Here is a 24611-nt window from a genome sequence, read left to right as displayed (position 1 = left end):
GGCCTGCGGGGGGGGGTGTTTTTTGGGGGAGGCGCCCCCCCCCCCCCCCCCCCAGGTCCGCACTTCCCTCATTAATGCGCTATCCTTCGCGCCCTCAAAATTCACCTCGCTACAGGATCCTCCCCATGAAAGCCGCACTCGTCGAACTCATCAGCAAAATCAGCTCCGGGTGCATGGGCGAAGACGAAATCCTCAAGGTCGCGGACGAAGCGGCCCAGGCCTACGCCGATCCCGAGGCTTTTCTGACGGCCAATCCAGACATCAACTACGACGAAACCTTCCCGATCCCGCTGGGTGAGTGGGTGGTGGTCGGCAGCCTGCCGGAAACGGTGCTGTTCCAGGCTGACACTTACATGGACCTGTTCGCGCAGATCGTCGCCTCGTTCGGCCCGGGTGTGGAGTTCAATCTCAAGCCCAAGCAACTGGCCAGGACCGAAGCCCTGACCGCGCTCAACCGCATCCAGGTGCAGATGAGCAGCATGAACAAGGAAAACGGTGGCTACACGCTGATGAACTTCAGCCAGTTGCTCGATGACGAGTTGCAGGTGGTCCTGGTCTACGGCAACGACGTGCCACGGGTGCTGGAATTGTGCACCGAAGTGGGCATTACAGCCGCGCCATCCCTGGAAGCCCTGAAAGTGGCGATCCACGTCTGACCCAGACACTGTCAATAAAAAGGAATCCTCGCGATGACCGTCTATCCTGAGGGGGCATATCACTTTTTGGGAGCGTCACCATGGGTTCTACGTTCAACAGCCTGGTTGCCTTGATCATTTTTGTCCTGGACATCTGGGCCATCATCAACGTCTTCAAAAGTAGTGCCGGGACCGGGATGAAAATCCTCTGGGTACTGCTGATCGCGCTGTTGCCGGTGCTGGGACTGATCATCTGGGCCATTGCCGGGCCGCGGGGCAACGTCAAACTCTGAACAGGCTCCCACAGGATTGTGGAATGCTGATCAACTGAGGTTCGACCTGTCATGTTGCGCGACGTAGAATGCGCGCCTTTCCCGGCCAATCGAGACGCTCGATTGGCCATCATGGGCGGGTAACCGTCCGTTGCCACCCGCATTCATCGGAGCACTTCCCATGAGCAACATCCCCGCCAGCGACTACCTGGAAACCCTCTACGAAGGCTACGGCCAGCGTTTTCGCATGGAAAAACTGCTGCACGAAGTGCGCACAGAGCACCAACACCTGGTGATCTTCGAGAACCCGCGCATGGGCCGGGTGATGGCGCTGGACGGCGTGATCCAGACCACCGAAGCCGACGAATTCATCTACCACGAAATGCTCACCCACGTGCCGATCCTGGCGCACGGTGCTGCCAAGCGCGTGCTGATCATCGGCGGGGGGGATGGCGGCATGTTGCGTGAAGTGGCCAAGCACCGCAGCGTCGAGCACATCACCATGGTCGAGATCGACGGCACCGTGGTCGACATGTGCAAGGAGTTCCTGCCGAATCACTCCAAGGGTGCATTCGATGATCCACGCCTGAACCTGGTGATCGACGACGGCATGCGTTTCGTCGCTACCACCACTGAAAAGTTCGACGTGATCATTTCCGACTCCACCGATCCGATCGGACCGGGTGAAGTGCTGTTCTCGGAAAACTTCTACCAGGCTTGCCACCGCTGCCTGAACGAAGGCGGCATCCTGGTGACCCAGAACGGCACGCCGTTCATGCAGATCGAAGAAGTGAAGACCACCGCCGGTCGCCTGCGCAGCCTGTTCCCGGACTGGCACTTCTACCAGGCCGCCGTACCGACCTACATCGGTGGTTCGATGACCTTCGCCTGGGGCGCCAGCAATACCGCTTATCGCAAGTTGTCCCGAGAAACCCTGCAACAGCGCTTCGCGGGCAGCGGCATCATCACCCGCTACTACAATCCTGAAATCCACATCGGCGCCTTCGCCTTGCCGCAATACGTGTTGCAGGCAGTGAACAAGCCAAGTAACGACTGATGGATTGAAACGCAGACCTGCAGGAGCGAGCCTGCTCGCGATGGACGTGAACGATGACGCGGGATGTCTGATTTAACGCGGCGTTCTCAAGTTTTTCGCGAGCAGGCTCGCTCCTGCAGAAATTTGCGATGGGTGCAGATCCACCGGAACAATTAGCCAGCTAACAAGGTCGAGATAGGTGTAAGCCCGTCCATGGGTTTTATCGAGGAGGCACCAATGCAAAAGTGGAAGGTCACTTTCGTGGATGATCACGGCGAACAAGTCGACGAAGTCTTTGAGTGCGACGAGTGCCCGGATAACGAGAAGGCTGCCAAACTCATAAAAGCCCGACTCCTTCCTGTCGCCGCCGAACTGGATCTGAACGATCTGGAAGGGCGGACCACTGACGCGAGCGTCAAAGAGCTCAAGTCCCAGAACAGTATTCAAATCCTCGGTATTGCTCCAATCTGATCGACACCTGTCGCATTCACATCCAGGCCTTGGCACAGGCTCTGTCTTGAGGCTACTCTGCAAGCGAGATCAGCGAATGAATCGCTAAGGTCTGGTCTTGTCAGCTCCATGCTTGTTTCCCGCCGGCACATCGGTTGCCGTCGCTCGCGCTGTTCGGTTGCGGGTGAGGGAGTACGGAAAGTCTATCCATCGTTTTGAGGAGGACGTTTCATGAGCACAGCCTATCAAGAAGACATCAGCAGCAGCGTACTGCGCCGCATGAAAGAAGGCGGTTTTGACTTTTCGCGGTTTCATCCCATCGAGTTCTACGCCATTTTCCCGGACGAGGAGCGGGCACGCAGGGCGGCAGGTCATTTCCACCATGGTGAATCCCTGAATGCGCAAGTCAGTGTGCGCGACGATGGCGCCTGGGCGCTGGAATTGTGCAAAGTCATGTATGCCACCTACGACGACATCGGCGATTTCGAACAGGGGTTCGAAGCGGTGGTCGAGCCATTGGGCGGCATCATCGAAGGCTGGGGTGTGAAACAGGAGGTACGAGGGCGACTCGCATAACCTTATGAACAGTGACAACCGGCAATGACGGCTGACCTTCGGGTTGGCCGTTTTCATTTGTGGGCGTTGGACACCCCAAAAAAAGCCGCCAGGGCAGGCGGCTAAAAGGGAAGTTCGGTGAGCTTTTCAGCGAATGCCTGGATTTCCGTACCCATTGCCGGGCAGTGAAATCAACTCTGACTATGCTGGTGATAGGCGACCACCACGCCTTGCAATGAAGCGGGGGCGATCAGGTTGGGGCATTTACCGCACAGGATTGGTGCGGTACGTGCGCGTTGATTATCCAACCGATTGAAATTTAAGCGTTTATGCCGATGGCACGGGCCTTGCGAAGGTCTGGACGTCCGAGTGACAAGGAGTACGGCATGATCCGCACCTATTTTGATGAGATGTACGATGCCGGCGGCCAGGTCCGCCCGCATTATCGGGAGTTTGCCCGTTGGCTGGCCGAGACGCCTGACGAGCTTCTGGCACAACGGCGACGCGAGGCCGATCTGTTGTTTCATCGCGCCGGGATTACCTTCACGCTCTACGGGGACGAGCAGGGCACAGAGCGCCTGATCCCCTTCGACACCATTCCACGCAGCATCCCCGCCAGCGAATGGCGGATTGTCGAACGCGGCTGCATCCAGCGGGTCAAGGCATTGAACATGTTCCTCGCCGACCTCTACCATGAGCAGCGCATCATCAAGGCCGGCATCATTCCGGCCGAGCAGGTGCTCGCCAACGAGCAGTACCAGTTGGCGATGCAGGGCCTGGACTTGCACCGCGATATCTATTCGCACATCTCCGGCGTCGACCTGGTGCGTGACGGCGACGGCACCTACTACGTGCTCGAAGACAATCTGCGTACGCCGAGCGGCGTCAGCTATATGCTCGAAGATCGCAAGATGATGATGCGCCTGTTTCCCGAACTGTTCGCGGCACAACGCATTGCCCCCATCGACCACTACCCGAACTTGCTGCTCGACACCCTGAAAAGTTCAAGCCCCATCGATAACCCGAGCGTGGTGGTGCTGACGCCGGGACGCTTCAACAGTGCGTTCTTCGAACATGCGTTCCTGGCGCGGGAAATGGGCGTGGAACTGGTGGAGGGCGCGGACCTGTTCGTGCGTGACGACAAGGTCTACATGCGCACCACCGACGGGCCGAAAGCGGTCGACGTGATTTATCGTCGCCTCGACGACGCCTTCCTCGATCCCCTGGCCTTCAACCCGGAATCGATGCTCGGTGTGCCGGGGCTGTTGTCGTCCTACCGTTCCGGCAACGTGGTGCTGGCCAATGCCATTGGCACGGGGGTAGCGGACGACAAATCGGTGTATCCGTTCGTTACCGACATGATCCGTTTCTACCTCGATGAAGAACCGATCCTGAAGAACGTGCCGACCTGGCAATGCCGTAATCCGTCTGAGCTTTCCCACGTGCTGGCCAATCTTCCAGAACTGGTGGTCAAGGAAACCCAGGGCTCCGGTGGGTACGGAATGCTGGTGGGGCCGGCGGCGACGGCGGCGGAAATCGAAGCCTTCCGTGCGCGGATCATCGCCAAGCCCCATGCGTATATCGCGCAACCGACGCTGTCGCTGTCGACCTGTCCGACCTTTGTCGAAAACGGCATTGCACCACGCCACATCGACTTGCGGCCGTTTGTCCTGTCGGGCCGTGAAACCCGGGTCGTGCCCGGAGGCTTGACCCGTGTCGCCCTGCGCGAAGGCTCCCTGGTGGTCAATTCCTCCCAGGGCGGTGGAACCAAGGACACCTGGGTGGTCGAGGATTAAAGGAAGTCTGTCATGTTAAGTAGAACTGCCTCGGATTTGTATTGGATGTCGCGTTACCTGGAGCGGGCGGAAAACCTCGCACGGATGCTCGACATCAGCTATTCGCTGTCGCTGATGCCGCAGGACGGTCGTGGCGACGGTTTGCACGAACTGGCCATGCCGCTGTTGATCACCGGCACCCTGGACGATTATCTGGAGCGCCATGGCGAACTGCATGCCGAACGGCTGCTGCATTTCTTCGCTCTGGATGCGGCCAACCCGGCGAGCATCTACAGTTGCCTCGGTGCCGCACGGGCCAGTGCCCATGCGGTGCGTGGGCGCATCACCGCCGACATGTGGGAAAACATCAACGCCACCTGGCTGGAAATTCGCGGCATCGCCGAACAGGGCCTCAGCCGCTACGGCATGAGCCGTTTCTGCGAGTGGATCAAGGAACGTTCCCACCTGTTCCGGGGTGCGTCCTACGGCACCATCATGCGTAACGATGCGTTTCGCTTCATTCGTCTGGGGACCTTTATCGAACGGGCGGACAACACTTTGCGCTTGCTCGATGCCCGCTATGAAATGGCCGGCGATCAGGCCGAAGCGGTCAGCGACGGTACTGCTCACGCGTATTACCAATGGAGCGCGTTGTTGCGGGCGTTGTCGTCGTTCGAGGCCTATACGGAAATCTACCGCGACGCCCCTGGCGCCCGGCATGTAGCGGAGTTGCTGTTGCTGCGGGCCGATGTGCCACGATCCCTGCGCGCCTGCACCGAAGAAATCGACCAGATTCTCTCGCAATTGCCGGGGGCCAACGGTCGCCCGGCACAACGCTTGGCGGCAGAAATGGACGCACGCCTGCGCTACACCGGCATCCATGAAATTCTTGAAGAAGGCCTGCACGCCTGGCTGACCGAGTTCATCCCGCTGGTGCGCCAGTTGGGTAACGCGATTCACAGTTCTTATCTGGAGGCCGCATGAGACTTTCCATTAGCCACGAAACCACCTATCACTACGAAGACAAGGTGCGGGCGAGCATCCAGTATCTGCGCCTGACTCCCCACGACAGCGAGCGCCAGCACGTGCTCAGCTGGCAGCTCGACCTGCCACGTCCGGTGCGGGCGCAACTCGATCCGTTCGGCAACATCCTGCATGTGCTGACCATGGATGAGCCCCATGAGGCGATCATCATCGGTGCCCGTGGCCAGGTCGATATCGACGAATTGCGTGAGGCCGAACACGAGAGCCAGTCGGCACTGCCGTTTCTGCGCTTCACCCGTTTGACCGAAGCCGACGCCGCCCTGCGTGCGTTTGCCGAGAAGGAATGCAGGCAACGCCGCGATCGCACGGCGTTGATCGATCTGATGCATGGCCTCAACCAGCATATGACCTACACACCGGGCTCCACGGAAGTGGACACCAGCGCGGCCCAGGCCTTTGCCGGACGGTCCGGCGTGTGCCAAGACCACACCCACGCGTTTCTCGCCTGCACCCGCAGCCTGGGCATTCCAGCGCGCTATGTGTCGGGCTATCTGTACAGCGAAAACAGCGAACACCTGGCCAGCCACGCCTGGGCCGAAGCCTGGCTGGATGACGCCTGGTACAGCTTCGACGTGACCAATGAGCTGGCCCGGCCGGAACGCCATCTGAAACTGGCGGTGGGCCTGGATTACCTGGATGCCTGCCCGGTGCGCGGGATGCGCCGGGGCGGCGGGTGTGAGCAGATGCACGCCAAGGTGCTGGTGTCACCGACGCCAGCGCCGGTGATTTCAGTGCAGCAGCAGTAGGCGCGATACCACGGAACCCTGTGGGAGCGAGCTTGGTCGCGATGGCATCATTTCAGTCAATACTTTTGTGATTGACACACCGCTATCGCGAGTAAGCCCGCTCCCACAGGTACGATGTTGTTACGGCTTAGCCTTGCGCCCGACCATATGCTGCAAATACCCCACCAGGCTCTGCAGATCCCCATCCGGCAACACCTCGGCCGAGAACCCGGGCATCTTCGCTTGCGGCCACTGGCGCAAACTCTGTGGATCGCGGATGTAGCGCTTGAGGAAGTCTGCACCGAAGTACTCGGTCGGGTTGTACGGAATATTCAGGTCCGGCCCGAATTGCGCGTCCCCGGCGCCATTGAGTCGATGGCAGGCCAGGCAATTCTTCTGGAACAACGCAAATCCCTTGTTCACCGGATCATCCGCCTTCAATGCCGGATCGGGCAGCAGTGCAGGAAAGCGCTCGGCCACGGGCGCCAGGCGTTTGATGCTCGCCACCTGGAACGGCCATTGTTCCGGGCTGATGTTGCCGGCCTGTGGATTGCTCCAGACCAGATAGAACGGCCCGGCGCCTGGCTTGCCTTCGGATAGCGGTGGCCAGGGTTTGCTCGGTTCTTCAATCGCCAGCCACGCCTGTGCACCCTGGGTATTGAGCAACGGCGCGGCGCTCATTTCGGCGGCAAAACCATCCAGCGCAACGGCTTGCAGGTGGTCTTCAGGCTTGATGCCGTCCAGCAGTGCGGACAGCGGCACGGCGCGGTAGCTCATGTCCCGCTTGTAGGAAACGTCGTTGCGGATGTCGATGGTTTGAACCTGAGGATGCTTGAGCAATTGCTCGGTCTGCCAGGTGCGACTGTTCGCGCCCAGCTCCAGGTCCAGCTGTGCGGCATACAGGGGCGAGCCGAACAGCGTGGCCCCGAGCAGAATGAGCATTTTCAAGTGATCGCCGTCCATGTCGTGCAAGTGCCGCAAAGATTGGCACAGCCACGCTGGCCCGGGTAGCGGGCCAGTCACATTTTGAGAGTGGCAATTCAAAAACTGTGACGCCGTAGCTTTATAGACGCGACTAGCCGATGACCTTGGTCAGGTTCGGCAATATCAACAACAGCGTGGTGGCGAAAAGGATGAGCCCGGCTTGACGTACTTTCGATTGTTTGAACATGGCTTGACCGCCTTTTTTGTTATTTCCTGATGCCTGCCCGCATAGCTCCATGATGGCAGCGCGTTGCACTTCCTGTAGTGACGAGTGCCTCGGCAAAACCCGACGACAACTTCGTACAAGTTCACCTTAGAGCCCGCGGTACGCTTGGCTTAGATCCATTTCGTATGGTGTTCTTTAAATTTGCTTTAAAAATGACATGAGGCCTAATGCCAGCTTCTTTGGCACCCGTTGGCTAGACAGCTTGGTGTCCTGAATGGTAGCTGACTACCGTTCGTCTGAGCGTGTGCGTCAACGTCTGTGAGCGCTGCGGTCATTGAATCAAACGCGGCTCGGGCCAAGAGTGGGCACTCGGTATTTACCCACCTGCACTACGGTTCGAGGACGTCATGACCCAAGCATTGATTTTCGACGCGTTACGCACGCCCCGTGGCAAAGGCAAGGCCGATGGCGCCTTGCACAGCGTCAAACCGGTGAACCTGGTGGCTGGTTTGCTCACCGCACTGCAACAGCGCACAGCGCTGGACACCAGCCAGGTTGATGATGTGGTGCTTGGCTGCGTAACCCCGATTGGTGATCAAGGTTCCGACATCGCCAAGACTGCCGCTCAGGTGGCCGATTGGGATGTCAGCGTGGCGGGAGTACAGATCAACCGGTTCTGTGCTTCGGGGCTGGAGGCTGTGAACCTCGGCGCGATGAAAGTGCGTTCCGGTTTCGAAGACCTGGTGGTGGTCGGTGGTGTCGAGTCGATGTCCCGGGTGCCAATGGGCAGCGATGGCGGGGCCTGGGCGCTGGACCCGGCGACCAACCTGCACAGTCACTTCACGCCACAGGGCGTGGGTGCCGACCTGATCGCCACCCTTGAAGGCTTCAGCCGTCAGGACGTCGATGCCTACGCGTTGCATTCCCAGCAAAAGGCTGCACGGGCGCGGGCCGACGGTTCGTTCAAAAAGTCGCTGGTGCCGGTGCAGGACCAGAACGGCATCATCCTGCTCGATCACGATGAGTTCATCCGCGCCGACTCGACCCTGGAAGGCCTGGGCAAGCTCAAGCCGAGTTTCGAGATGATGGGGCAGATGGGCTTCGATGCCACCGCGCTGCGGGTCTACAGCCATGTCGAGCGGATCAACCATGTGCACACCCCCGGCAACAGCTCCGGGATTGTCGACGGCGCGGCGCTGATGCTCATCGGCTCCGAAGCCAAGGGCCGGGCGCTGGGCCTGCAGCCACGGGCGCGGATTGTTGCCACGGCGGTCACCAGCACTGACCCGACCATCATGCTCACCGGCCCCGCGCCGGCGACCCGCAAGGCACTGGCCAAGGCCGGGCTGCGAGTCGAAGACATCGACCTGTTCGAGGTCAACGAGGCGTTCGCGTCGGTGGTGTTGAAATTCATCAAGGACATGGCCGTCGATCCGGACAAGGTCAATGTCAACGGCGGCTCAATCGCCATGGGCCACCCGCTGGGCGCCACTGGCTGCGCCATTCTAGGCACGCTGCTCGATGAGCTGGAAGCCCGGCGCCTGCGTTATGGCCTCGCGACCCTGTGTGTCGGCGGCGGCATGGGCATTGCCACCATCATCGAACGCCTCTGAGCCCGGACATCAAGGAACCCAGTTATGAACGAAGCCATTCGTTACGAAAAAGACCAGGACCAGATCGTCGTCCTGACCATCGACATGCCGGGCCAGAGCGCCAACACCATGAACGCGGTGTATCGCGAGGCCATGGCGGACTGCGTTACGCGCCTGGTAGCCGACAAGGACAGTATCGCCGGTGTGATCATCACCTCGGCCAAGAAGACATTTTTCGCTGGCGGCGATCTCAATGAACTGATCAAGGTTGGCAAACCCCAGGCCAAGGCCTTCTACGACATGGTGCTGAGCCTCAAGGGCCAGTTGCGCACCCTGGAAACCCTCGGCAAGCCTGTGGTCGCGGCGATCAATGGCGCCGCACTGGGCGGCGGCTGGGAAATCTGTCTGGCCTGCCATTACCGCGTGGCGCTGGACCACCCGTCGGTGCAGCTCGGCCTGCCGGAAGTCACCCTTGGCCTGCTGCCAGGCGGCGGAGGCGTGGTACGCATGGTGCGCATGCTCGGCCTGGAAAAAGCCCTGCCTTATTTGCTTGAAGGCAAGAAAGTGCGGCCACCACAGGCATTGCAGGCAGGATTGATTGACGCGCTGGCGACCGATCACGAAGACTTGTTGGCCAAGGCGCGGACGTGGATTCTGGCCAATCCAGCGGCGGTGCAGCGCTGGGACGTGAAGGGCTACCAGATTCCGGGCGGCACACCGTCAAACCCGAAAGTTGCGCAGATGCTGGCGATTGCGCCGTCGATCCTGCGCAGCAAAACCCAGGGCACCATGCCCGCGCCAGAGAAAATCCTCTGCGCAGCGGTCGAGGGCGCCCAGGTGGACTTCGACACGGCGCACTTGATCGAAACCCGTTACTTCACCGAACTGACCACCGGCCAGGTCTCGAAAAACCTGATTGGCACGTTCTGGTTCCAGCTCAACGAAATCAATGCCGGCGGCTCGCGGCCTCAAGGCTTTGCGCCTTATGTCACCCGCAAGGTCGGCGTGCTTGGCGCCGGGATGATGGGCGCCGGTATTGCGTTTGTCAGTGCGTCGGCGGGGATCGATGTGGTGCTCAAGGACATCAACCTCGCGGCGGCGCAGAAGGGCAAGGCGCATTCGGCGGCGCTGCTGGACAAGAAGGTTGCTCGCGGACAAATGAGCATCGAGCAACGTGACACCGTTCTGTCGCGCATTCAAACCAGCGAAAGCGATGCCGACCTAGCCGGTTGCGACCTGATCATCGAGGCCGTGTTCGAGGATCGAGATCTGAAGGCCAAAGTCTCGTTGGCGGCGCAGAAGGTCGTCGGCGCGGACGCGGTGATCGCCTCCAACACCTCGACCTTGCCGATCAGCGGCCTGGCGTGTGCCGTGCCCGATCAGAGCAAGTTCATCGGCCTGCATTTTTTCAGCCCCGTGGAAAAAATGCCGCTGGTGGAAATCATCAAGGGCGCCAACACCAGCGATGAAACCCTGGCCCGCGGCTTCGATTACGTCCTGCAAATCAGGAAAACCCCGATTGTGGTCAATGACAGCCGCGGTTTCTTCACGTCGCGGGTGTTCGGCACCTTCACCAATGAAGGCATTGCCATGCTGGGTGAGGGCGTGAGCGCGGCCATGATCGAGACTGAAGCGCGCAAGGCCGGGATGCCGGTAGGACCGCTGGCGATCTCTGACGAAGTTTCCCTCAGCCTGATGAACCATATCCGCCAGCAAACGGCCAAGGACCTGCAAGCAGAAGGCAAACCGCTGACAGAACACCCGGCATTTACCGTGATTGACTTGTTGCTCAATGAGTTCAAGCGTCCGGGCAAGGCTGGCGGTGGAGGTTTCTACGAGTATCCGGCGGGCGGCCAGAAACACCTGTGGCCTGAGTTGAAAACCCGCTTCGAGAAAGCCGACGGGCAGATTTCACCCAAGGACGTGCGTGATCGCCTGCTGTTCGTGCAAGCCATCGAAACCGTACGCTGTGTGGAGGAGGGTGTGTTGACCTCGACGGCGGATGCCAACATTGGCTCGATCTTCGGCATCGGTTTCGCCGCCTGGACCGGAGGTGCGCTGCAGTTCATCAACCAGTACGGCGTGCAGGACTTTGTGGCCCGAGCCCAGTATCTGGCCACACAGTATGGCGAGCGGTTCGCGCCTCCCGCCTTGCTGCTGGAGAAGGCCGCCAAAGGGGAGGGGTTCTAAGGGGGATATGATGCATTTCGGGGCTTGCCTTGTCACAGCGTTTCAAGGCAGGCTCTGGGGTGTGCATTATTCCCATCACGTGTCAGGTATTTTTTATGTCGTTACGCATCTGCATTCTGGAAACCGACCACCTGCGTCCGGAATTGGTTGACCAATATCAGGGCTACGGGCAGATGTTCAAACACCTGTTTTCGCAGCAGCCAATTGCCGCCGAGTTCACGGTCTACAACGTGGTGCAGGGTGAGTACCCAAGCGACGACCTGACGTTCGACGCTTACTTGGTGACGGGCAGCAAGGCCGACTCTTTCGGCACCGACCCGTGGATCGAAACCCTCAAGAAATATCTGCTGACCCGCTACGAGCGCGGCGACAAGTTGCTGGGCGTCTGCTTCGGTCATCAGTTGCTGGCGTTGCTGCTCGGTGGCAAGAGCGAGCGTGCGACCCAGGGCTGGGGCGTCGGCACCCACAACTACAAATTGGCTGCCAAGGCGCCATGGATGAACCCGGTCCGCGAAGAATTGACGCTACTGATCAGCCACCAGGATCAGGTCACGTCGCTGCCGGAGAACGCCACGGTCATCGCTTCCAGCGACTTCTGCCCGTTTGCCGCCTACCACATCAACGATCAGGTGCTGTGTTTCCAGGGGCATCCGGAATTCATCCACGACTACTCCCGTGCCCTGCTGGATATTCGCCAACAGGCACTGGGCGAGCAGGTCTACTCCAAAGGGATCGCGAGCCTGGAACAGGAACACCACGGCACCACGGTTGCCGAGTGGATGATGCGGTTTGTCGCGCACAAGCCAACAGCTGTTTAAAACCTGTAGGAGCGAACCCTGCTCGCGATGGTCGTGAACGATAACGCGCCAAACCTGACAGCCAACGGTGCTCTCAGGTTTTTCGCGAGCAGGCTCGCTCCTACAGCCACCCCGATTTCTTGAAGCTCGCCCACAACCCCAGACAACCCACCGTAATAAACCCCAGCACCCCGAAATACCCGTAGTGCCAGCCCAACTCCGGCATGTTCTGGAAATTCATCCCGTAGATTCCCGCCACTGCCGTCGGGAAGGCCAGAATCGCCGCCCAGGCCGCAAACTTGCGTTGCACCACGCTCTGGCGAGAGGCCTCCAACAGCACCCCGACCTCAATTGTCTGGCTGGCAATATCCGCCAGCGTCGTCAGGTCTTCCATCTGCCGCGTTACATGAATCTGTACATCGCGAAAGTACGGGCGCATGTTCTTGTCGATGAACGGGAAGCTCAGCCTCTGCAATTCCTCCCCGATCTCAATCATCGGTGCCACATAGCGACGCAAGCGCAAAACATCACGACGCAGGCCATGCAGCTTCTGGATGTCGTAGTCATTCAGCGAGCCGCACAACACGTTGCGCTCCAACTCATCGATTTCCCCGTGAATGGCTTCGCCCATCGGCTGGTAGTTTTCGATCACGAAATCGAGGATGGCATAGAGTACGAAATCCTCCCCGTGCTCAAGCAATAGCGGACGCGCCTCACAGCGTTGGCGGACATGGGCGTAGGACGCGGAGTGACCGTTGCGCGCAGTAATGATGTAGCCATTTCCGGCAAAGATATGCGTCTCGATGAACTTGAGTTTGCCCTCATCCCGGATGGGGGAATAGGTCACGATGAACAGCGCATCGCCGAAGGTTTCCAGCTTCGGTCGGCTGTGCTTTTCCAGGGCGTCCTCGATAGCCAGTTCGTGCAGGTTGAACTGGCGTTGCAGATTGTAGAGCTCCTCGGCATTCGGCTCTTCGAGGCCGATCCAGACAAAGTGCCCGGGCTTTGCAGCCCAGGCTGCGCCTTCGTCAAGGGTGATATTAGTGACTCTCTTACCGGCGCTATAAACCGCAGCAGCAACAACTCTACCCATGATGGTGGTTCACTTCTTTTGGCAGCTTTCAATTGGCAACGAATGCATTGGCAGTGTGGATCAGCTTAGCCTTGCAGTGTTTGAGAGTCAGTTAAATCTGCCGAGTTCTGGGCAAAGACGCACAGGCAAAAGAAAACCCGCACCAGGCGGGTTTATTTTTCAGGCGGCTTGCAGTTGCCGGTCCATCGATTCGATGCATTCACGCATCTGCTCGCGGCACTGGGCGATCAGCAGGGGCATGTCGTCCATGCTCAATCCGGCGGTGGGAATCGCCGGCAACGAGCGAATCAGGATTTTCCCGCTGCGCCAGCGGTTCAACCGCATGTGTTTGACGTAACTGCTGACGCACACCGGGACAATCGGTACCCCTGCGGCAATCGCCATCTGAAAGGCGCCCTTCTTGAATGGCAGCAAGTCCTCACCCAAGTTGCGCGTGCCTTCCGGGAAAACCCAGATCGAGGTGTCTTTGTTTTGCAGGGTGTGGGTGGTGGTCAACATCGACTTGCGTGCCTTTTGTGCATTGCCACGGTCGATCAGCACATTGCCGGCCAACCAGAACAATTGCCCGAACAGCGGCACCCACTTCAGGCTCTTTTTGCCGATGCACACGGTACGACGGGGCACCACGTTGCCAAACACAAACAGGTCATAGTTGGACTGGTGATTGGCGATGATTACACAGCTGTCGGGTTTATCCATCAACGGCCCGACTTCGGCCTTCACTCGCAAACGCAAAATGCACATGGCCGGCCATGCGTACAGGCGTGCGCACAGGCGGCTGTTGTCCGGATTGAACGGCCGGCACAGGCCGAGCATCACCCCCAGCACACCCGCCACGATAAAGTGCAGACCCATCAATGACATACGGCACAAAAACAGCATTTACAGGCCCCACCGGGACAAAAGGTGGCGCAGTGTACGGATGTGCACTGTTTTCGGCAATTGCTCCCAGGGAAGTGGGAGATGGTCGATGTTTGAGCTGATGTTTCCGACTATTTGGTCAGATGCGGTCTAGAGCGGTCACAGATGTTTAACATCGACATGTACGAAAAAGCCCGACACGACGGTCGGGCTTTTTCGTTGCAGCTGATCCGGGCTTAGCCCAAATGCTCCTGATCCTGGATGATCGCGTTGTCCAGGGCATCCAGCAGCGCTTTGCGCACTTTCAACTTGGTGTTCTTGTGCGCGGTCATGTTGATCTTCTTCAACTGACGAGCCGCCGCCAGTGCCGCGCCTTGAAGTTCTTCAGGCGAGACCACGACATCGAGGAAGCCGGCAGTCAGGGCGCCTTGTGGATTGAACATCTCGCCGTTGACCACAGAACGCTGCAACGCCACTTTGTTCAGGCGGTCACGGGCAATCTCGATGCCCGCGTGGTGCATGGTCATGCCGATCTGCACTTCGTTCAGGCCAATGCTGAACGCACCTTCAACGCCGATGCGATAGTCAGCCGACAACAGCAGGAATGCGCCCTTGGCCACCGCATGCCCCGGGCACGCCACGATCACCGGGAAGGGGTGCGACAGCAGGCGGCGGGCAAGGGTCGAGCCAGCGGTCACCAGCGCCACGGCTTCTCTAGGACCGGCCGTCATCACCTTCAGGTCATAACCGCCAGAGAGAATGCCCGGCTGGCCGGTAATGATCACCACCGCACGATCAGTCACTGCCCGATCCAGCGCTGCGTTGAACTCGGCAATCACATCCGGGGAGATGGCATTGACCTTGCCATTGCTCAAGGTCAGGGTCGCGATACCGTCTTCGAGATGGTAGGAAATCAACTCACTCATGACGCTATTCCTTTCAATAAAGTTGGGCAGACGTTACCCACCGCCGCAAGCCAGGTAAAGCGCCGTGACTGACCCGCCAGTCACCCTTTGCCCGCCCGTCAGGCGCAGCCCGCCGTACCTGCTGCGCATTGCCCTCTATATAGAAGAGGGCACGAAGCCGGAGATTGGCCGGTTTGCCATGGCCGGGAACGACCGGAAACGCTGAATCGCGTTAACCGCATGAAAATTCTGAAAAAATGTTTGCCATCGGAAAAGCTTTCGACTACATTAGCGCGCCTCGACAGACAGAACATGTTTGAAGAGATACGGTGAAGTGTCCGAGTGGCTTAAGGAGCACGCCTGGAAAGTGTGTATACAGGAAACTGTATCGAGAGTTCGAATCTCTCCTTCACCGCCAAATTTGAAACGACAAAACCCCTGAAAACGTTAAAGTTTTCAGGGGTTTTGTGTTTTCAGAGGGTCAAAAAAGGCCCATATGGGAACATCCATGGGAACGCTCGGGCAATCTGTTCAGGTGCCAGCTAGCTCCAGAGCTTCTTTCTTCGCTGTAGAACCTCATAAAAGCAAAACTTCGACTACCCCCGAGGGGGGCGAAGCTGGTCTGGGAAAAACCGTGGGTGGTCAACTAGTCGTGGCAGAAAAATGCCATTACTCTGCCTCCTTCGGCCGACGATCAATCTGGTCATCTACATCCGAGGGAGCAATGACAGTATCCAATTTAGAAAAGTACCGGAAAGATCTGAAGGCTTTACTTCACGAGGGGGAGCGAGTTCTTCAAGCACTTCTCCGGGCCTCATTGGGGGGGGCGAAGTGGCGAGCCTCATTGAAACAGGCGCAATGGTCCGAAGAGAAAATCGAAAAGCTCGACAAGAGTCTTAGGCCTTTCAAGATTTGCTACAACCACTGGTATTCCGAAGCTCTAGTCGTCGTAAAACAGCTACTACCCGACCGATATGCTGACTTCGTAAAGTTTTACGAGCGACCTAAAACGCGAAAGTCGTTTGATGTCGAGACTTATCGAATCGAGGATGCTTGCCAAGACCTTTCGTCAACTCGGTATGGCGGGAACGTGATCGTTGACATGTCTGCCGCAGTCCCATTGCTGCAGCAGCAGTTAGCTATCCTTGAGTCCATAGAGAAGCGTTTCGAGAGTTCACTCTTTGACATCAAGCAATTGGTACAAGCAGATCTCTTTGATTCCGAACTTGATGTTGCTAGAGAGCTGCTAAAAAACAAATTTGCTCGTGCTGCTGGCGCTGTCGCCGGAGTCGTACTGGAAGGCCATCTGAAGCAGGTATGTGACAACCACAACTTGCCCAAGAAATCTGGAACTATCGCAGTGCTCAACGATGCGCTAAAGGCAGCTGGTGTCATTGAACTGTCGCAGTCTAGGCATATCCAGTTTCTTGGCGACATTCGAAATAAATGTGGTCATAAAAACCCGACCGATCCAACGGTTGACGAAGTAGGCGAACTGATTGCCGGGGTCGACAAGGTTATAAAAACCATCTTTTGAACCACTTGTTGGGGCCAATTTGGCCCCCTTGTGAAAATGCCTAAAGGTTCAGGGCAAGTTGAAGCATTCCGATGACGTCTGGTCCATCCTCATTAATCCACGTCCCATAGTGCTGGCGGATCATATTTGCGCTGGTGTGGCCCATCTGCTCCGCGATCCAATCGACTGAGGCCACGCCTGTGGTCAGCAACTGGCTGGCGTAGGTGTGCCGGCATTGGCCAGGTCCGCGATAGCGCACGCCGGCTGCTTTCAAGTGCGCTTTGAAGAACCTGTCCCTCACGACAAAGTCGCTGACGTGTGGCAGACCGCTCTTGGTGTTCAGGAATACGAAGTGCAACTTGTGCTTGCGGACTGTCTTGTTGTCACGCTCGACGATATCGACGGTGTCCACAGTCTTGAGCTGGTTGATCGCGTCCAGCTTGCGCAGTGCATCCCACGCCGGCTCCAACAGACGCACCTTGCGCGTCGAGCGTCGGGTTTTCGTCACTCGATAGGCTCCACGCACTTTGGATCGTCGGAAAGTCACCGTGCCTTGTTTCAGGTCGACATCCTCCCAGGCTAGAGCGATTGTCTCCGACACCCGCGGGCCTGCCCATATCATGAACTGCACCATCAACAGCTCCTGGGTTCGGCTGGTGGGGGTTTCGAGGATCTGCTTGATTTCTGCCCTTGTGAACGGGTCAGGGGCTTCGGGATCGGGAAGGCGGACGAACAACCCCTCGGTTGGGTCGTGCGCGACTTTCTTCCGGGTGCGGTAGAGCCGGAACACCTGGCGCACATTGCTGATGATGTCGCGAATGGTCTTGTTCTTGAGCCGCTTCGACAACGGCCCTTGAATCCACTCTTGCAGGTCCAAGTGGTCAATCTGATCGATCTGAATGTCACCCCAGCGTGGCCTTACATGGACCTCCGCCTTGTTCTTGTACCCGCGAAAAGAGGTCGCGGCGACGCTGTTACTCTTGATTGTCAGCCAAAGGTCCAGGTAATGCCCGAAGCTATTCTCGGCCAGCTTGGTCGACTCGGGAAAATGCCGGCGGTAAAGCAATCGTCTCGAAAAGCCTCTTCAAGCTTCTCGAAGTCTTCCTCGGAGAAATCGTTACGCTTGGGTTGCTTCTTGGCTTCAGCGTTGCGCGCAGCCAATTTCGGATTGAGGTCGGTTTCGGTACCGCCGCCCTGGAAGCGCTGAATACGCGCCTGCCGCTCCAGTTGCCGATGCAGCAGGTCGATTTCCTTGAAGTCGCCCCCGGACTTGCCCTCCTTGAGGATTAACTGCACCAGCCGGGCTTCCAACGCGCCACCAATGCGCTCGACGTTGTCCGCCCGGTCCCAGTCGTCGCGGGCCTTCCAGGAGTGGATAGTTTTCTCTTTCTCGCTCAGGAAGTCGGCGATATCGGTGACGCGCCAACCCGTCCAGTACAAAAACTTGGCCTGGCGGCGAGGGTCCATCGGTGGGTGGGTGGCTTCATTCATGACGCAGATGCTGCCGTCACGCGCGCGAAGCCCCTAACTCCGAGACCTGTAAAACTGCCAGCTACAAGCCCGCATCATTGCTCGACGTGCGCGCGCTGCCGACCAGCCACCTGACTGATGCAGTGGGCAGCACGCTCGACGCCAATGAAAAAGCCCAATCCGATCTGCAGGCGCTGACTGGCAAACACGATGCGCTTGCAACGAAGTTTGCAGACCTCGAAGCCAAGCTCGGCAAAACCGCTGATCACAGCCAACAGCATCGCCCTCAGGTCGGCGGATCTGCGGACAGGGCTCAAGACCAAACGCGAGCGCAGCTGGAGCAATTCCACTCTGGGTGAAGTGCTGGGTGCCATCGCCAGTGGCAATGGACTCAAGGCAACGATTGCCGAAGCCCTGGGCGGTCTACCCATCCTGCAGCTCGACCAGGCCAATGAATCGGATGCCAACCTGATCAGTCGACTCGGCGAAGAGTTCGATGCCGTGGCAACGGTCAAAGCAGGCTGCCTGCTGTGTATGCCAGCCGGCGGTGGCAAGACGGCCAGCGGCTTGGCCCTACCCCATATCACCTTGACCCGCGTCGATGGCGACCAGCACCGGTATCTGCAAGCCGATCGCGACAGCTACGACGGTGTGCGTGCCTATTACTACGACGTGAACAGTGCCAAGAAGCAGGAAGCCATTGGAGGCGGCGGCGAAAACCTCAAGGACCTGCGCCATACCTACAGTGATCAGCAGTCCGCCCTACGGGCTGCACGGGCCGAGTTCAATCGCCTACAACGGGGCAGCGCGACCCTGAGCTACACCCTTGCCCGGGGCCGCCCGGATCTGATCCCGGAACTGACCTACACGCTCCAGGGCGTGAAGGCCGAGATCGATGAAATCATCTGGTATGGCGGCAACGTGCAGCACAGCCTGAGCGCTGACAACGGCTACTCGATGGCCGGGAGATCCTTGACTACCTGGAGTGCTGGTCGAACGGGCGCTGGTACGAGCCGCCGCTATCGCTGGATGGTTTGGCCAAGTCGACCAGGGCCAGCGTGTACCTCCAATCGGGGCTTAATTTCAAGCGCAATGCGCTGGCCCGGACCTTCATCCCGCACAAACTATTGAGCCGCCAGGCCTTCGAACAGGTCGCTCTGGATTTCATTTGGTGTGGCAATACCTACTTGGAGAAGCGCGACAATATGCTTCGCCAGGCGTTGGGCTTGTTGCCGGCAATGGCCAAGTTTGTGCGCCGTGGCGTCGAGGAGGGGAGTTACTTCCAAGTGCGTGGCTGGCGCGATGAACACGAATTTCGGAAAGACAGCATCTGCCACCTGCGGGAGGCGGACATCAACCAGGAGATCTATGGCTTACCTGAGTGGTTGTCGGCGCTGCAGAGCGCCCTGCTCAATGAGGCGGCGACCTTGTTTCGGCGCAAGTATTACCAGAATGGCAGCCATGCCGGCTTCATTCTCTACATGACCGACGCGGCGCAGAACGAGGATTTTGTCACTGATCTACGCGGCGCGATGAAGAGCAGTAAAGGCCCGGGCAACTTCCGCAATCTCTTCATGTATGCACCTGGTGGAAAGAAAGACGGCATCCAACTGATCCCGATCAGCGAGGTGGCGGCCAAGGATGATTTTGGTTCGATCAAGAACATCAGCCGTGACGATCTGCTGGCGGCCCTGCGTATTTATCCACAACTGATGGGCATTGTGCCACAGAACTCCGGGGGGTTCGGCTCGATGCGTGAGGCAGCCTTGGTGTGGGGACTGAATGAGTTGGAGCCATTGCAAGCTCGAATGTTACAAGTGAATGAATGGCTCGGGGAGGAGGTGATTCGCTTTCAAACATTCGAGTTGGGTGGGCCACTATAGATGGTAGAAATACTTAACTTCTCTGGGTGGTTTTAAGTTAATTTAAATTTTCTTATTATCGCGAGTTCGAGTGAGTTGATTATTCCTCCAAATAAAAGGTTGGCGGCATCCCAATCTTTTTCCGTAATTATGATGTTGTCGCCCAAAGAAAAATCACCAGAAATTTTTTTCTTTAGGTATTTTGCATCTATTTTCCCTTGGTTGTGAACTAGTAGGTTACGTTGTGCTTTTATTGTTTCGAGCTCTAAGTGTTCTTCGTCCGAAAAAGTTACTGGTAAATGTAGTTTGTTTTGTAGGTAGTCAATTGTTTCCTCTGTGGATCCGTACGTCATATCTGAAATTTCTTTATCTATTATTTTTAGTAATAATGATGTCATGTCTGGCTCACTAAGTACGTCCTCGTAAGAGATTTGTCTTTTGGATTTTAGAATGTTTGGCTTGTATGTAAGTGTGGTCCTAATTATATCGCTTAGTGCAGCCTCAAAAAGTGTGACCAAATGGACGTATGCCATGCGCAAGCATAGCTCTGGTAGGCTTAATAAATCTTTTCCTGTTTTTTCTAGAGGGGAGGCTAGATCTATTAGGAGCTTTGTTGGGACTTCGATGGTGCTTCTGTCTTGAGGGTGTTTCTTCTTGTGTGCTAATTCGCCCGATAATAATTTTTGAATGGTTGAGTGCATTTCAATAGTTTCCTCTGCTTTTTTCTTGGCAGAGGATTCAACAAATTTCACCAGTAACCTAGTACGTATGGTTTCAGCGGCGTATCCGGTTGTGATGTTTGTTAGTTCTTCTTTTAAGTTCATAACGTTCCTTGTTTTATAAAGTGCTTGCTAAGGTTTCTTTGACGTTAGTGTGTTTGCCAGTCGATTGCTTCAGGAGCACTGGAGAAAAGATGGTTAATCTGAGGGAGCCATCCTCGTTGGCGGCGCATTTCAAAAAAAACGGTTAAGTGCGGCGTATTGAGGATGGCCTGCTTTAAAATGGATAGTTCGGCCTGTGAAGCGTTTTGTTGGCGGGCGTCTACATATTCCTTCAGACGCGCGCGGAAGCCGCTAAATGCATTCTCCCGAGCCGCGCGAATAACCTCTCTATTTAAACCGAGTACGAGAATTGAGAACTTCGCACGAGCTTGGTCAGTGGCTGATAAGCCATCATGCACAATGAATTCATAGGTTGCGTCTAAAACCGTACCATCCGGAGTGACGCCTCCTAGATCAAGCTCCAAGAAAAGTGTTGGGTCTTCTATTCGAGGATTGATTAGCGCCGATTGCCCACCGGGCGGTGGTACTATCAGATCATCTTTCTTTCGTATGAACTCTGATACTGAATTATTTAGTATCACACCATATCTGTTGCTTTTTGGTCCGTTGCAGGGGCCGCATGCAAATAAATAATTTTGCCACTGGAATGCTTGCTCGGGGAAAAGGCTCTTTGGAAGAATATGCTCAACTTCGTCTGCTAGTGAGTCCTCGCAATAAGAACAGCGTACTGAACCAACGCACATTTTAGCTAAAGTTGCTCTAATGGATCGGAATGCGGCTTTCTTTAGCGCATTGGAGTTTCGTGAAGTCCAGGCCTTGTCGGCCATTTTTACTTTGGTAGGGTAATCTTCTTGTAGGTCTATTAAATGTTGTAGGATATTAATTACGGCGGCTGTGTCTTCTGGTAAGTCCAGATTCTGAATTAGCAGCATGTTGTTTTTCTCACTGCTCTTGAACTATGTCGCTGGCTCGAGTAGGGAACATTGCCCGAAGTTCATCCATACGAGCTTTCTCAGTTTCGTTTAATCGACCTTTTAAGGCCCCTCTGTTTAATGTAGCTAATTCACTAAGCATGTGTTGTGAATCTTCGGAGCGCGCAATGTCGCGTCCAAAAAATTCCGTGCCATAGGCTTCGAGAATAGATCCGTGCATCAAGCGGTTGAGGTCATTACCTTCTATTCGACCAGATTTTTCTTCTGTTCCAGGGTTTGGTAGGCGCCATACTGTAGTTGCATTACGACAAATTATAGGGCTATGTGTAGTTACTATGAACTGAATTTGTGGAAAGCATTTCGTGAACCACGGTCCAATTTCTTTTTGCCACGAGGGATGTAAGTGAGCATCGACTTCGTCAATTGATACCACTCCAGGTAAATTGACAGCGCCTGCAGTAACATCGAGCGATCGAATTACATCATCAATTCCATATGACTTCGTCATTTGTCTAAGAATCTCAAATATCATGGAAAGCACTGATCTGTAACCGTCACTCATCTGTTCTACACTTACGAAAGCGCCGTTCGCATCACTGAGAACGACTTCCTCACTCTTTACCTCTACAATTTTTGCACCATGCGGAAGGAGGTCTGAGTTATTTAGGAATTCGATTAAATGGTCGAGAAGGTGCCTTTCCTCCGAAATGCCCTCAAGTTGCTTAACGCGAAGTTCGCGCAACCATCTCAATCCTTCAGTTAGTGCTACGTCCTCGCCAAAAGCAGATAAATGTGAGGCTAACCGTGGGTTTGAATAGAAAAGCCGGTCAAATGCTTGATCGCCTCCCGTGAAGCGGCGGAAGGGCCCAAAGGAAGCAGAAAACCAACCTGAGTTCGTTCCCCAGATGGAACGAGTTGCTCGAGTCACTCCGGAGGTAACCGCTACCTCAATTCGTGGACCACCAATCGACGTCTCGATTGGCCTTAGTTCGATATCAACATCAATTGTCGAGTTTGGACGTCCTTTTCCTGTAAATATATCTTTTTGTCCTGAGTCAAACTGCAGTTGAATTTTGCTCCCTGGGGCGCCGTTTCGCTGCCATGTGTTCCAATTTTGGCGAAGAGCGACGGCTTCCTTCGGGCCGGCAAGTGCAAGCGCTAATGATCTGACAACACTAGACTTACCCGACCCGTTTGCTCCCAAAATTACATGCCATCCTGCCGCTTCTCCAGCTGAGAAACGTAGATCGAAATTTTTTATAGAACGTATGTTGGTGATGTTCAATCGTCGGATGTACATGCTCTGATCCTTGCACGAAATTCTTCGAGTATCGCACGAATTGATTGAGATTTTTAACTCCGAATACAGGCGGAATTTGCTCCATTGCTTTTGGGAACGCAGATAACTTGGTCATGCCGGCCGGCATTCCATCCACGAATTTGAGAACCGGAAGGTCGCCTTCTATGCGGCGTGACGAGGAGCGCATTTTCATTTGGCGCGCGCTGTCGTCCCCCCGCCACGCCTGCGGGCTAAATGTGTCGTTTTTTCTGCAAACCTGCACCCACCCCAAACCCGCCCAGGGTGGGGGCTGTATCCGCGAATCTGGGGTGGAAAAAGCCTGCGGAACCCTGCACGGAGGGGTGGATTCCGGTGAGGGGCTGGATGCTCTGTAATTGCTGGGAAGGGGGGGAGGTCTGAGAAAGAGTAATTTCAGTAACTGCGTTGAGCTTTCAAGCTGGAGGCCTCGTATTCCGTGGGCTTGAGGATTACAAAAAGGAGTAATAGTGGAGTAACTGAAAAAGTAATTAATTTGTAAGGTGTTGATTTGTAAGGCTTTCAGTGTGATGAGGGCTTACATTTAAATAGAGTAATCAGATTACTTAAATATTACTTAAAGATTACCTTTTCCGACTCAAACAAAACCTATGTATTTCAATGGTTTGCGGCTGAAAATCAAAAAATGTTACTGATGTTACTCTTTTTTTGCCCCCCTCTAGATTTTGGAAAACAGCCTCCTATACGGGTGACGCGCACGCGTACTGAGGTGCACATTCTTGCCCGTGGGAATGGCGTGGGAATGCTTTCGTGCACCTGGCACCGCTGGAGCCCTTGTAAACCGGGGGTGTTGTCGGCACGATCGAGGGTGCGGGCACTTTCGAATCTCTCCTTCACCGCCACATTCTGCAAACACAAACCCCTGATTTTCCTAGAGAAAGTCGGGGGTTTGTGGTTTTTGGCGTCTGAAAAAGGGCGATATGGGAATGCTGCCGGATCATATTCCCGTTCGTATGCCCCATCTACTCCGCAATCCGGCCTTAAATACATCATCCTGCCGATAACCAAGCGAAAACGAAGCAGGTCCATGGGCAGCGCATTTATGTCGACCCGAAGGCCGAGATGTTCATCGTCTGCTACACATCCCATCCGGTGGCCAGCAACTCGGCCAATGAACCCGTCACTTTGCCTGCGCTTGACGCGTTGGCTGACTATCTGAACAGGAAGGAACACCTATGATCATCACCACGACCCAGTCCATCGAAGGTCGGCAAATTACCGCCTACCTGGACATCGTCAGCGCCGAGTCGGTGCAAGGGATCAACGTTGTCCGCGACGTGTTTGCCGGGATGCGCGACTTTTTCGGCGGGCGTTCCCAGACACTGGAGCGAGCGTTGAAGGAAGCACGCGTTCAGGCCACCGATGAGATCAAGGAGCGGGCGCTGGCGCTTCAGGCGGACGCGGTGGTCGGGCTTGATTATGAGATCAGCATGCCGGCCGGTAAGGGCGGAATGGTCGTGGTGTTTGTGACCGGGACTGCGGTCAAGTTGAGGTAAAAGGTGAGAAGCCATTCGTCGGTCACGGAGAAATCCGAACGGCAGGTCCGTTGGTGACCGGCTAGTCTCACAAACCTTGGCGATCGATGTTCCTTCAGGCAAAGGGCTTGCCGCTGTCGATCGCGCTTTTTGAAAGG

At 56.3% G+C, this 24611-nt stretch carries 20 protein-coding genes, 1 tRNA gene and 6 pseudogenes; 18 read left to right on the top strand and 9 right to left on the bottom strand.

Translation table 11 applies throughout. The features are described 5' to 3' along the window. The first annotated feature begins 125 nt into the window (after positions 1-125). The 8 genes from AC3WTM_RS09710 to AC3WTM_RS09675 all read left to right on the top strand — a co-directional run bounded on the left by AC3WTM_RS09710 (position 126) and on the right by AC3WTM_RS09675 (position 6513). Positions 126-656 carry a hypothetical protein gene (locus AC3WTM_RS09710; RefSeq protein WP_090453995.1) on the top strand — a complete coding sequence of 177 codons (531 nt, stop codon included), beginning with the start codon at positions 126-128 and terminating at the stop codon, positions 654-656. A gap of 80 nt (positions 657-736) precedes the next feature. Next, positions 737-928, top strand: a complete 192-nt coding sequence (locus tag AC3WTM_RS09705; protein ID WP_057715740.1) for a PLD nuclease N-terminal domain-containing protein — start codon at positions 737-739, stop codon at positions 926-928. 160 nt (positions 929-1088) lie between these two features. Beyond that, positions 1089-1964 carry a polyamine aminopropyltransferase gene (gene speE, locus AC3WTM_RS09700; RefSeq protein ID WP_090453999.1) on the top strand — a complete coding sequence of 292 codons (876 nt, stop codon included), beginning with the start codon at positions 1089-1091 and terminating at the stop codon, positions 1962-1964. Between the two features lie 216 nt (positions 1965-2180). Then, complete coding sequence (locus tag AC3WTM_RS09695; RefSeq protein ID WP_102672397.1) at positions 2181-2414, top strand: hypothetical protein; 234 nt, start codon at positions 2181-2183, stop codon at positions 2412-2414. A gap of 210 nt (positions 2415-2624) precedes the next feature. Further along, positions 2625-2969, top strand: coding sequence for a ribonuclease E inhibitor RraB (locus AC3WTM_RS09690; RefSeq protein WP_008017656.1), 345 nt, complete (start codon positions 2625-2627; stop codon positions 2967-2969). Between the two features lie 365 nt (positions 2970-3334). Beyond that, positions 3335-4744 (top strand): circularly permuted type 2 ATP-grasp protein, encoded by a 1410-nt coding sequence (locus AC3WTM_RS09685; protein ID WP_007988088.1) that lies wholly within the window; start codon positions 3335-3337, stop codon positions 4742-4744. Between the two features lie 12 nt (positions 4745-4756). Further along, positions 4757-5707, top strand: a complete 951-nt coding sequence (locus tag AC3WTM_RS09680) for an alpha-E domain-containing protein (RefSeq protein WP_057715736.1) — start codon at positions 4757-4759, stop codon at positions 5705-5707. Next, entirely contained in the window at positions 5704-6513 is an 810-nt protein-coding gene (locus AC3WTM_RS09675) for a transglutaminase family protein (RefSeq protein ID WP_057715735.1), read from the top strand. The genes AC3WTM_RS09680 and AC3WTM_RS09675 overlap by 4 nt, the downstream gene beginning before the upstream one ends. Positions 6514-6633: 120 nt before the next feature. On the opposite strand, the gene AC3WTM_RS09670 is transcribed toward AC3WTM_RS09675, so the two are convergent. After that, positions 6634-7455 (bottom strand): c-type cytochrome, encoded by an 822-nt coding sequence (locus tag AC3WTM_RS09670; RefSeq protein WP_102672398.1) that lies wholly within the window; start codon positions 7453-7455, stop codon positions 6634-6636. Positions 7456-8049: 594 nt separating this feature from the next. On the opposite strand from AC3WTM_RS09670, the gene AC3WTM_RS09665 reads away from it, so the two are divergent. The 4 genes and pseudogenes from AC3WTM_RS09665 to AC3WTM_RS09650 all read left to right on the top strand — a co-directional run. Next, the gene (locus tag AC3WTM_RS09665) at positions 8050-9255 is read left to right on the top strand and encodes an acetyl-CoA C-acetyltransferase (RefSeq protein WP_102672399.1); all 1206 of its coding nucleotides are present in this window, start codon (positions 8050-8052) and stop codon (positions 9253-9255) included. Between the two features lie 24 nt (positions 9256-9279). Then, a complete protein-coding gene (locus tag AC3WTM_RS09660; RefSeq protein ID WP_102672400.1) occupies positions 9280-11424 on the top strand; it encodes a 3-hydroxyacyl-CoA dehydrogenase NAD-binding domain-containing protein in 2145 nt (714 codons plus the stop codon). 95 nt (positions 11425-11519) lie between these two features. Beyond that, on the top strand, positions 11520-12242 hold the full coding sequence (locus tag AC3WTM_RS09655; protein ID WP_102672401.1) for an amidotransferase: 723 nt from the start codon (positions 11520-11522) through the stop codon (positions 12240-12242). Between the two features lie 27 nt (positions 12243-12269). Continuing rightward, positions 12270-12347: pseudogene (locus AC3WTM_RS09650) on the top strand (outer membrane lipoprotein carrier protein LolA); the annotation flags it as partial. Here AC3WTM_RS09650 and AC3WTM_RS09645 read toward each other — a convergent pair. The 3 genes from AC3WTM_RS09645 to AC3WTM_RS09635 form a co-directional block, all read right to left on the bottom strand. Beyond that, positions 12343-13314, bottom strand: a complete 972-nt coding sequence (locus tag AC3WTM_RS09645; protein WP_102672402.1) for a magnesium and cobalt transport protein CorA — start codon at positions 13312-13314, stop codon at positions 12343-12345. The pseudogene AC3WTM_RS09650 and the gene AC3WTM_RS09645 sit on opposite strands and share 5 nt — an antisense overlap. Before the next feature lie 159 nt (positions 13315-13473). Next, the gene (locus AC3WTM_RS09640) at positions 13474-14196 is read right to left on the bottom strand and encodes a lysophospholipid acyltransferase family protein (RefSeq protein WP_102672403.1); all 723 of its coding nucleotides are present in this window, start codon (positions 14194-14196) and stop codon (positions 13474-13476) included. Positions 14197-14411: 215 nt separating this feature from the next. Next, entirely contained in the window at positions 14412-15101 is a 690-nt protein-coding gene (locus tag AC3WTM_RS09635; RefSeq protein WP_102672404.1) for a crotonase/enoyl-CoA hydratase family protein, read from the bottom strand. Positions 15102-15408: 307 nt separating this feature from the next. On the opposite strand from AC3WTM_RS09635, the gene AC3WTM_RS09630 reads away from it, so the two are divergent. Then, positions 15409-15498, top strand: a tRNA-Ser gene (locus tag AC3WTM_RS09630). 306 nt (positions 15499-15804) lie between these two features. Next, positions 15805-16617, top strand: a complete 813-nt coding sequence (locus AC3WTM_RS09625; protein ID WP_102672405.1) for a hypothetical protein — start codon at positions 15805-15807, stop codon at positions 16615-16617. A 40-nt stretch (positions 16618-16657) separates the two neighbouring features. Here the strand turns inward: AC3WTM_RS09625 and AC3WTM_RS09620 are convergent. Both AC3WTM_RS09620 and AC3WTM_RS09615 read right to left on the bottom strand, forming a co-directional pair. Further along, positions 16658-17656, bottom strand: a pseudogene (locus AC3WTM_RS09620) (tyrosine-type recombinase/integrase); the annotation flags it as partial. Continuing rightward, positions 17656-18087 (bottom strand): annotated as a pseudogene (locus AC3WTM_RS09615) (terminase gpP N-terminus-related DNA-binding protein); the annotation flags it as partial. The pseudogenes AC3WTM_RS09620 and AC3WTM_RS09615, both read right to left, overlap by 1 nt. A 255-nt stretch (positions 18088-18342) precedes the next feature. Between AC3WTM_RS09615 and AC3WTM_RS09610 the strand changes: the two are divergent. Next, positions 18343-19029, top strand: a pseudogene (locus AC3WTM_RS09610) (contractile injection system protein, VgrG/Pvc8 family); the annotation flags it as partial. Next, positions 19017-19949: pseudogene (locus AC3WTM_RS09605) on the top strand (phage portal protein); the annotation flags it as partial. The pseudogenes AC3WTM_RS09610 and AC3WTM_RS09605, both read left to right, overlap by 13 nt. 32 nt (positions 19950-19981) lie before the next feature. On the opposite strand, the gene AC3WTM_RS09600 reads toward AC3WTM_RS09605, so the two are convergent. The 3 genes from AC3WTM_RS09600 to AC3WTM_RS09590 are packed head-to-tail and all read right to left on the bottom strand — an operon-like array spanning position 19982 to position 22942. After that, entirely contained in the window at positions 19982-20752 is a 771-nt protein-coding gene (locus AC3WTM_RS09600; RefSeq protein WP_102672408.1) for a hypothetical protein, read from the bottom strand. A gap of 44 nt (positions 20753-20796) precedes the next feature. After that, positions 20797-21642 (bottom strand): HNH endonuclease family protein, encoded by an 846-nt coding sequence (locus AC3WTM_RS09595; RefSeq protein ID WP_102672409.1) that lies wholly within the window; start codon positions 21640-21642, stop codon positions 20797-20799. A 10-nt stretch (positions 21643-21652) separates the two neighbouring features. Then, positions 21653-22942, bottom strand: a complete 1290-nt coding sequence (locus tag AC3WTM_RS09590; protein ID WP_102672410.1) for an AAA family ATPase — start codon at positions 22940-22942, stop codon at positions 21653-21655. 1059 nt (positions 22943-24001) lie between these two features. Between AC3WTM_RS09590 and AC3WTM_RS09585 the strand changes: the two are divergent. Then, positions 24002-24157: pseudogene (locus AC3WTM_RS09585) on the top strand (6-aminohexanoate hydrolase); the annotation flags it as partial. Beyond that, positions 24154-24474 carry a YbjQ family protein gene (locus tag AC3WTM_RS09580; protein ID WP_102672846.1) on the top strand — a complete coding sequence of 107 codons (321 nt, stop codon included), beginning with the start codon at positions 24154-24156 and terminating at the stop codon, positions 24472-24474. The pseudogene AC3WTM_RS09585 and the gene AC3WTM_RS09580, both read left to right, overlap by 4 nt. Positions 24475-24611: the final 137 nt, after the last annotated feature.

It is taken from the genome of Pseudomonas sp. EU05-FHT14B02 (genome assembly GCF_058791055.1).
This window is presented reverse-complemented; position numbering and strand designations above follow the sequence as displayed.

Coding starts and splice junctions, on each gene's coding strand:
- AC3WTM_RS09710 (WP_090453995.1), top strand. CDS start 126: ATGAAAGCCGCACTCGTCGAACTCATCAGCAAAATCAGCTCCGGGTGC.
- AC3WTM_RS09705 (WP_057715740.1), top strand. CDS start 737: ATGGGTTCTACGTTCAACAGCCTGGTTGCCTTGATCATTTTTGTCCTG.
- speE (WP_090453999.1), top strand. CDS start 1,089: ATGAGCAACATCCCCGCCAGCGACTACCTGGAAACCCTCTACGAAGGC.
- AC3WTM_RS09695 (WP_102672397.1), top strand. CDS start 2,181: ATGCAAAAGTGGAAGGTCACTTTCGTGGATGATCACGGCGAACAAGTC.
- AC3WTM_RS09690 (WP_008017656.1), top strand. CDS start 2,625: ATGAGCACAGCCTATCAAGAAGACATCAGCAGCAGCGTACTGCGCCGC.
- AC3WTM_RS09685 (WP_007988088.1), top strand. CDS start 3,335: ATGATCCGCACCTATTTTGATGAGATGTACGATGCCGGCGGCCAGGTC.
- AC3WTM_RS09680 (WP_057715736.1), top strand. CDS start 4,757: ATGTTAAGTAGAACTGCCTCGGATTTGTATTGGATGTCGCGTTACCTG.
- AC3WTM_RS09675 (WP_057715735.1), top strand. CDS start 5,704: ATGAGACTTTCCATTAGCCACGAAACCACCTATCACTACGAAGACAAG.
- AC3WTM_RS09670 (WP_102672398.1), bottom strand. CDS start 7,455: ATGGACGGCGATCACTTGAAAATGCTCATTCTGCTCGGGGCCACGCTG.
- AC3WTM_RS09665 (WP_102672399.1), top strand. CDS start 8,050: ATGACCCAAGCATTGATTTTCGACGCGTTACGCACGCCCCGTGGCAAA.
- AC3WTM_RS09660 (WP_102672400.1), top strand. CDS start 9,280: ATGAACGAAGCCATTCGTTACGAAAAAGACCAGGACCAGATCGTCGTC.
- AC3WTM_RS09655 (WP_102672401.1), top strand. CDS start 11,520: ATGTCGTTACGCATCTGCATTCTGGAAACCGACCACCTGCGTCCGGAA.
- AC3WTM_RS09645 (WP_102672402.1), bottom strand. CDS start 13,314: ATGGGTAGAGTTGTTGCTGCTGCGGTTTATAGCGCCGGTAAGAGAGTC.
- AC3WTM_RS09640 (WP_102672403.1), bottom strand. CDS start 14,196: ATGCTGTTTTTGTGCCGTATGTCATTGATGGGTCTGCACTTTATCGTG.
- AC3WTM_RS09635 (WP_102672404.1), bottom strand. CDS start 15,101: ATGAGTGAGTTGATTTCCTACCATCTCGAAGACGGTATCGCGACCCTG.
- AC3WTM_RS09625 (WP_102672405.1), top strand. CDS start 15,805: ATGACAGTATCCAATTTAGAAAAGTACCGGAAAGATCTGAAGGCTTTA.
- AC3WTM_RS09600 (WP_102672408.1), bottom strand. CDS start 20,752: ATGAACTTAAAAGAAGAACTAACAAACATCACAACCGGATACGCCGCT.
- AC3WTM_RS09595 (WP_102672409.1), bottom strand. CDS start 21,642: ATGCTGCTAATTCAGAATCTGGACTTACCAGAAGACACAGCCGCCGTA.
- AC3WTM_RS09590 (WP_102672410.1), bottom strand. CDS start 22,942: ATGTACATCCGACGATTGAACATCACCAACATACGTTCTATAAAAAAT.
- AC3WTM_RS09580 (WP_102672846.1), top strand. CDS start 24,154: ATGATCATCACCACGACCCAGTCCATCGAAGGTCGGCAAATTACCGCC.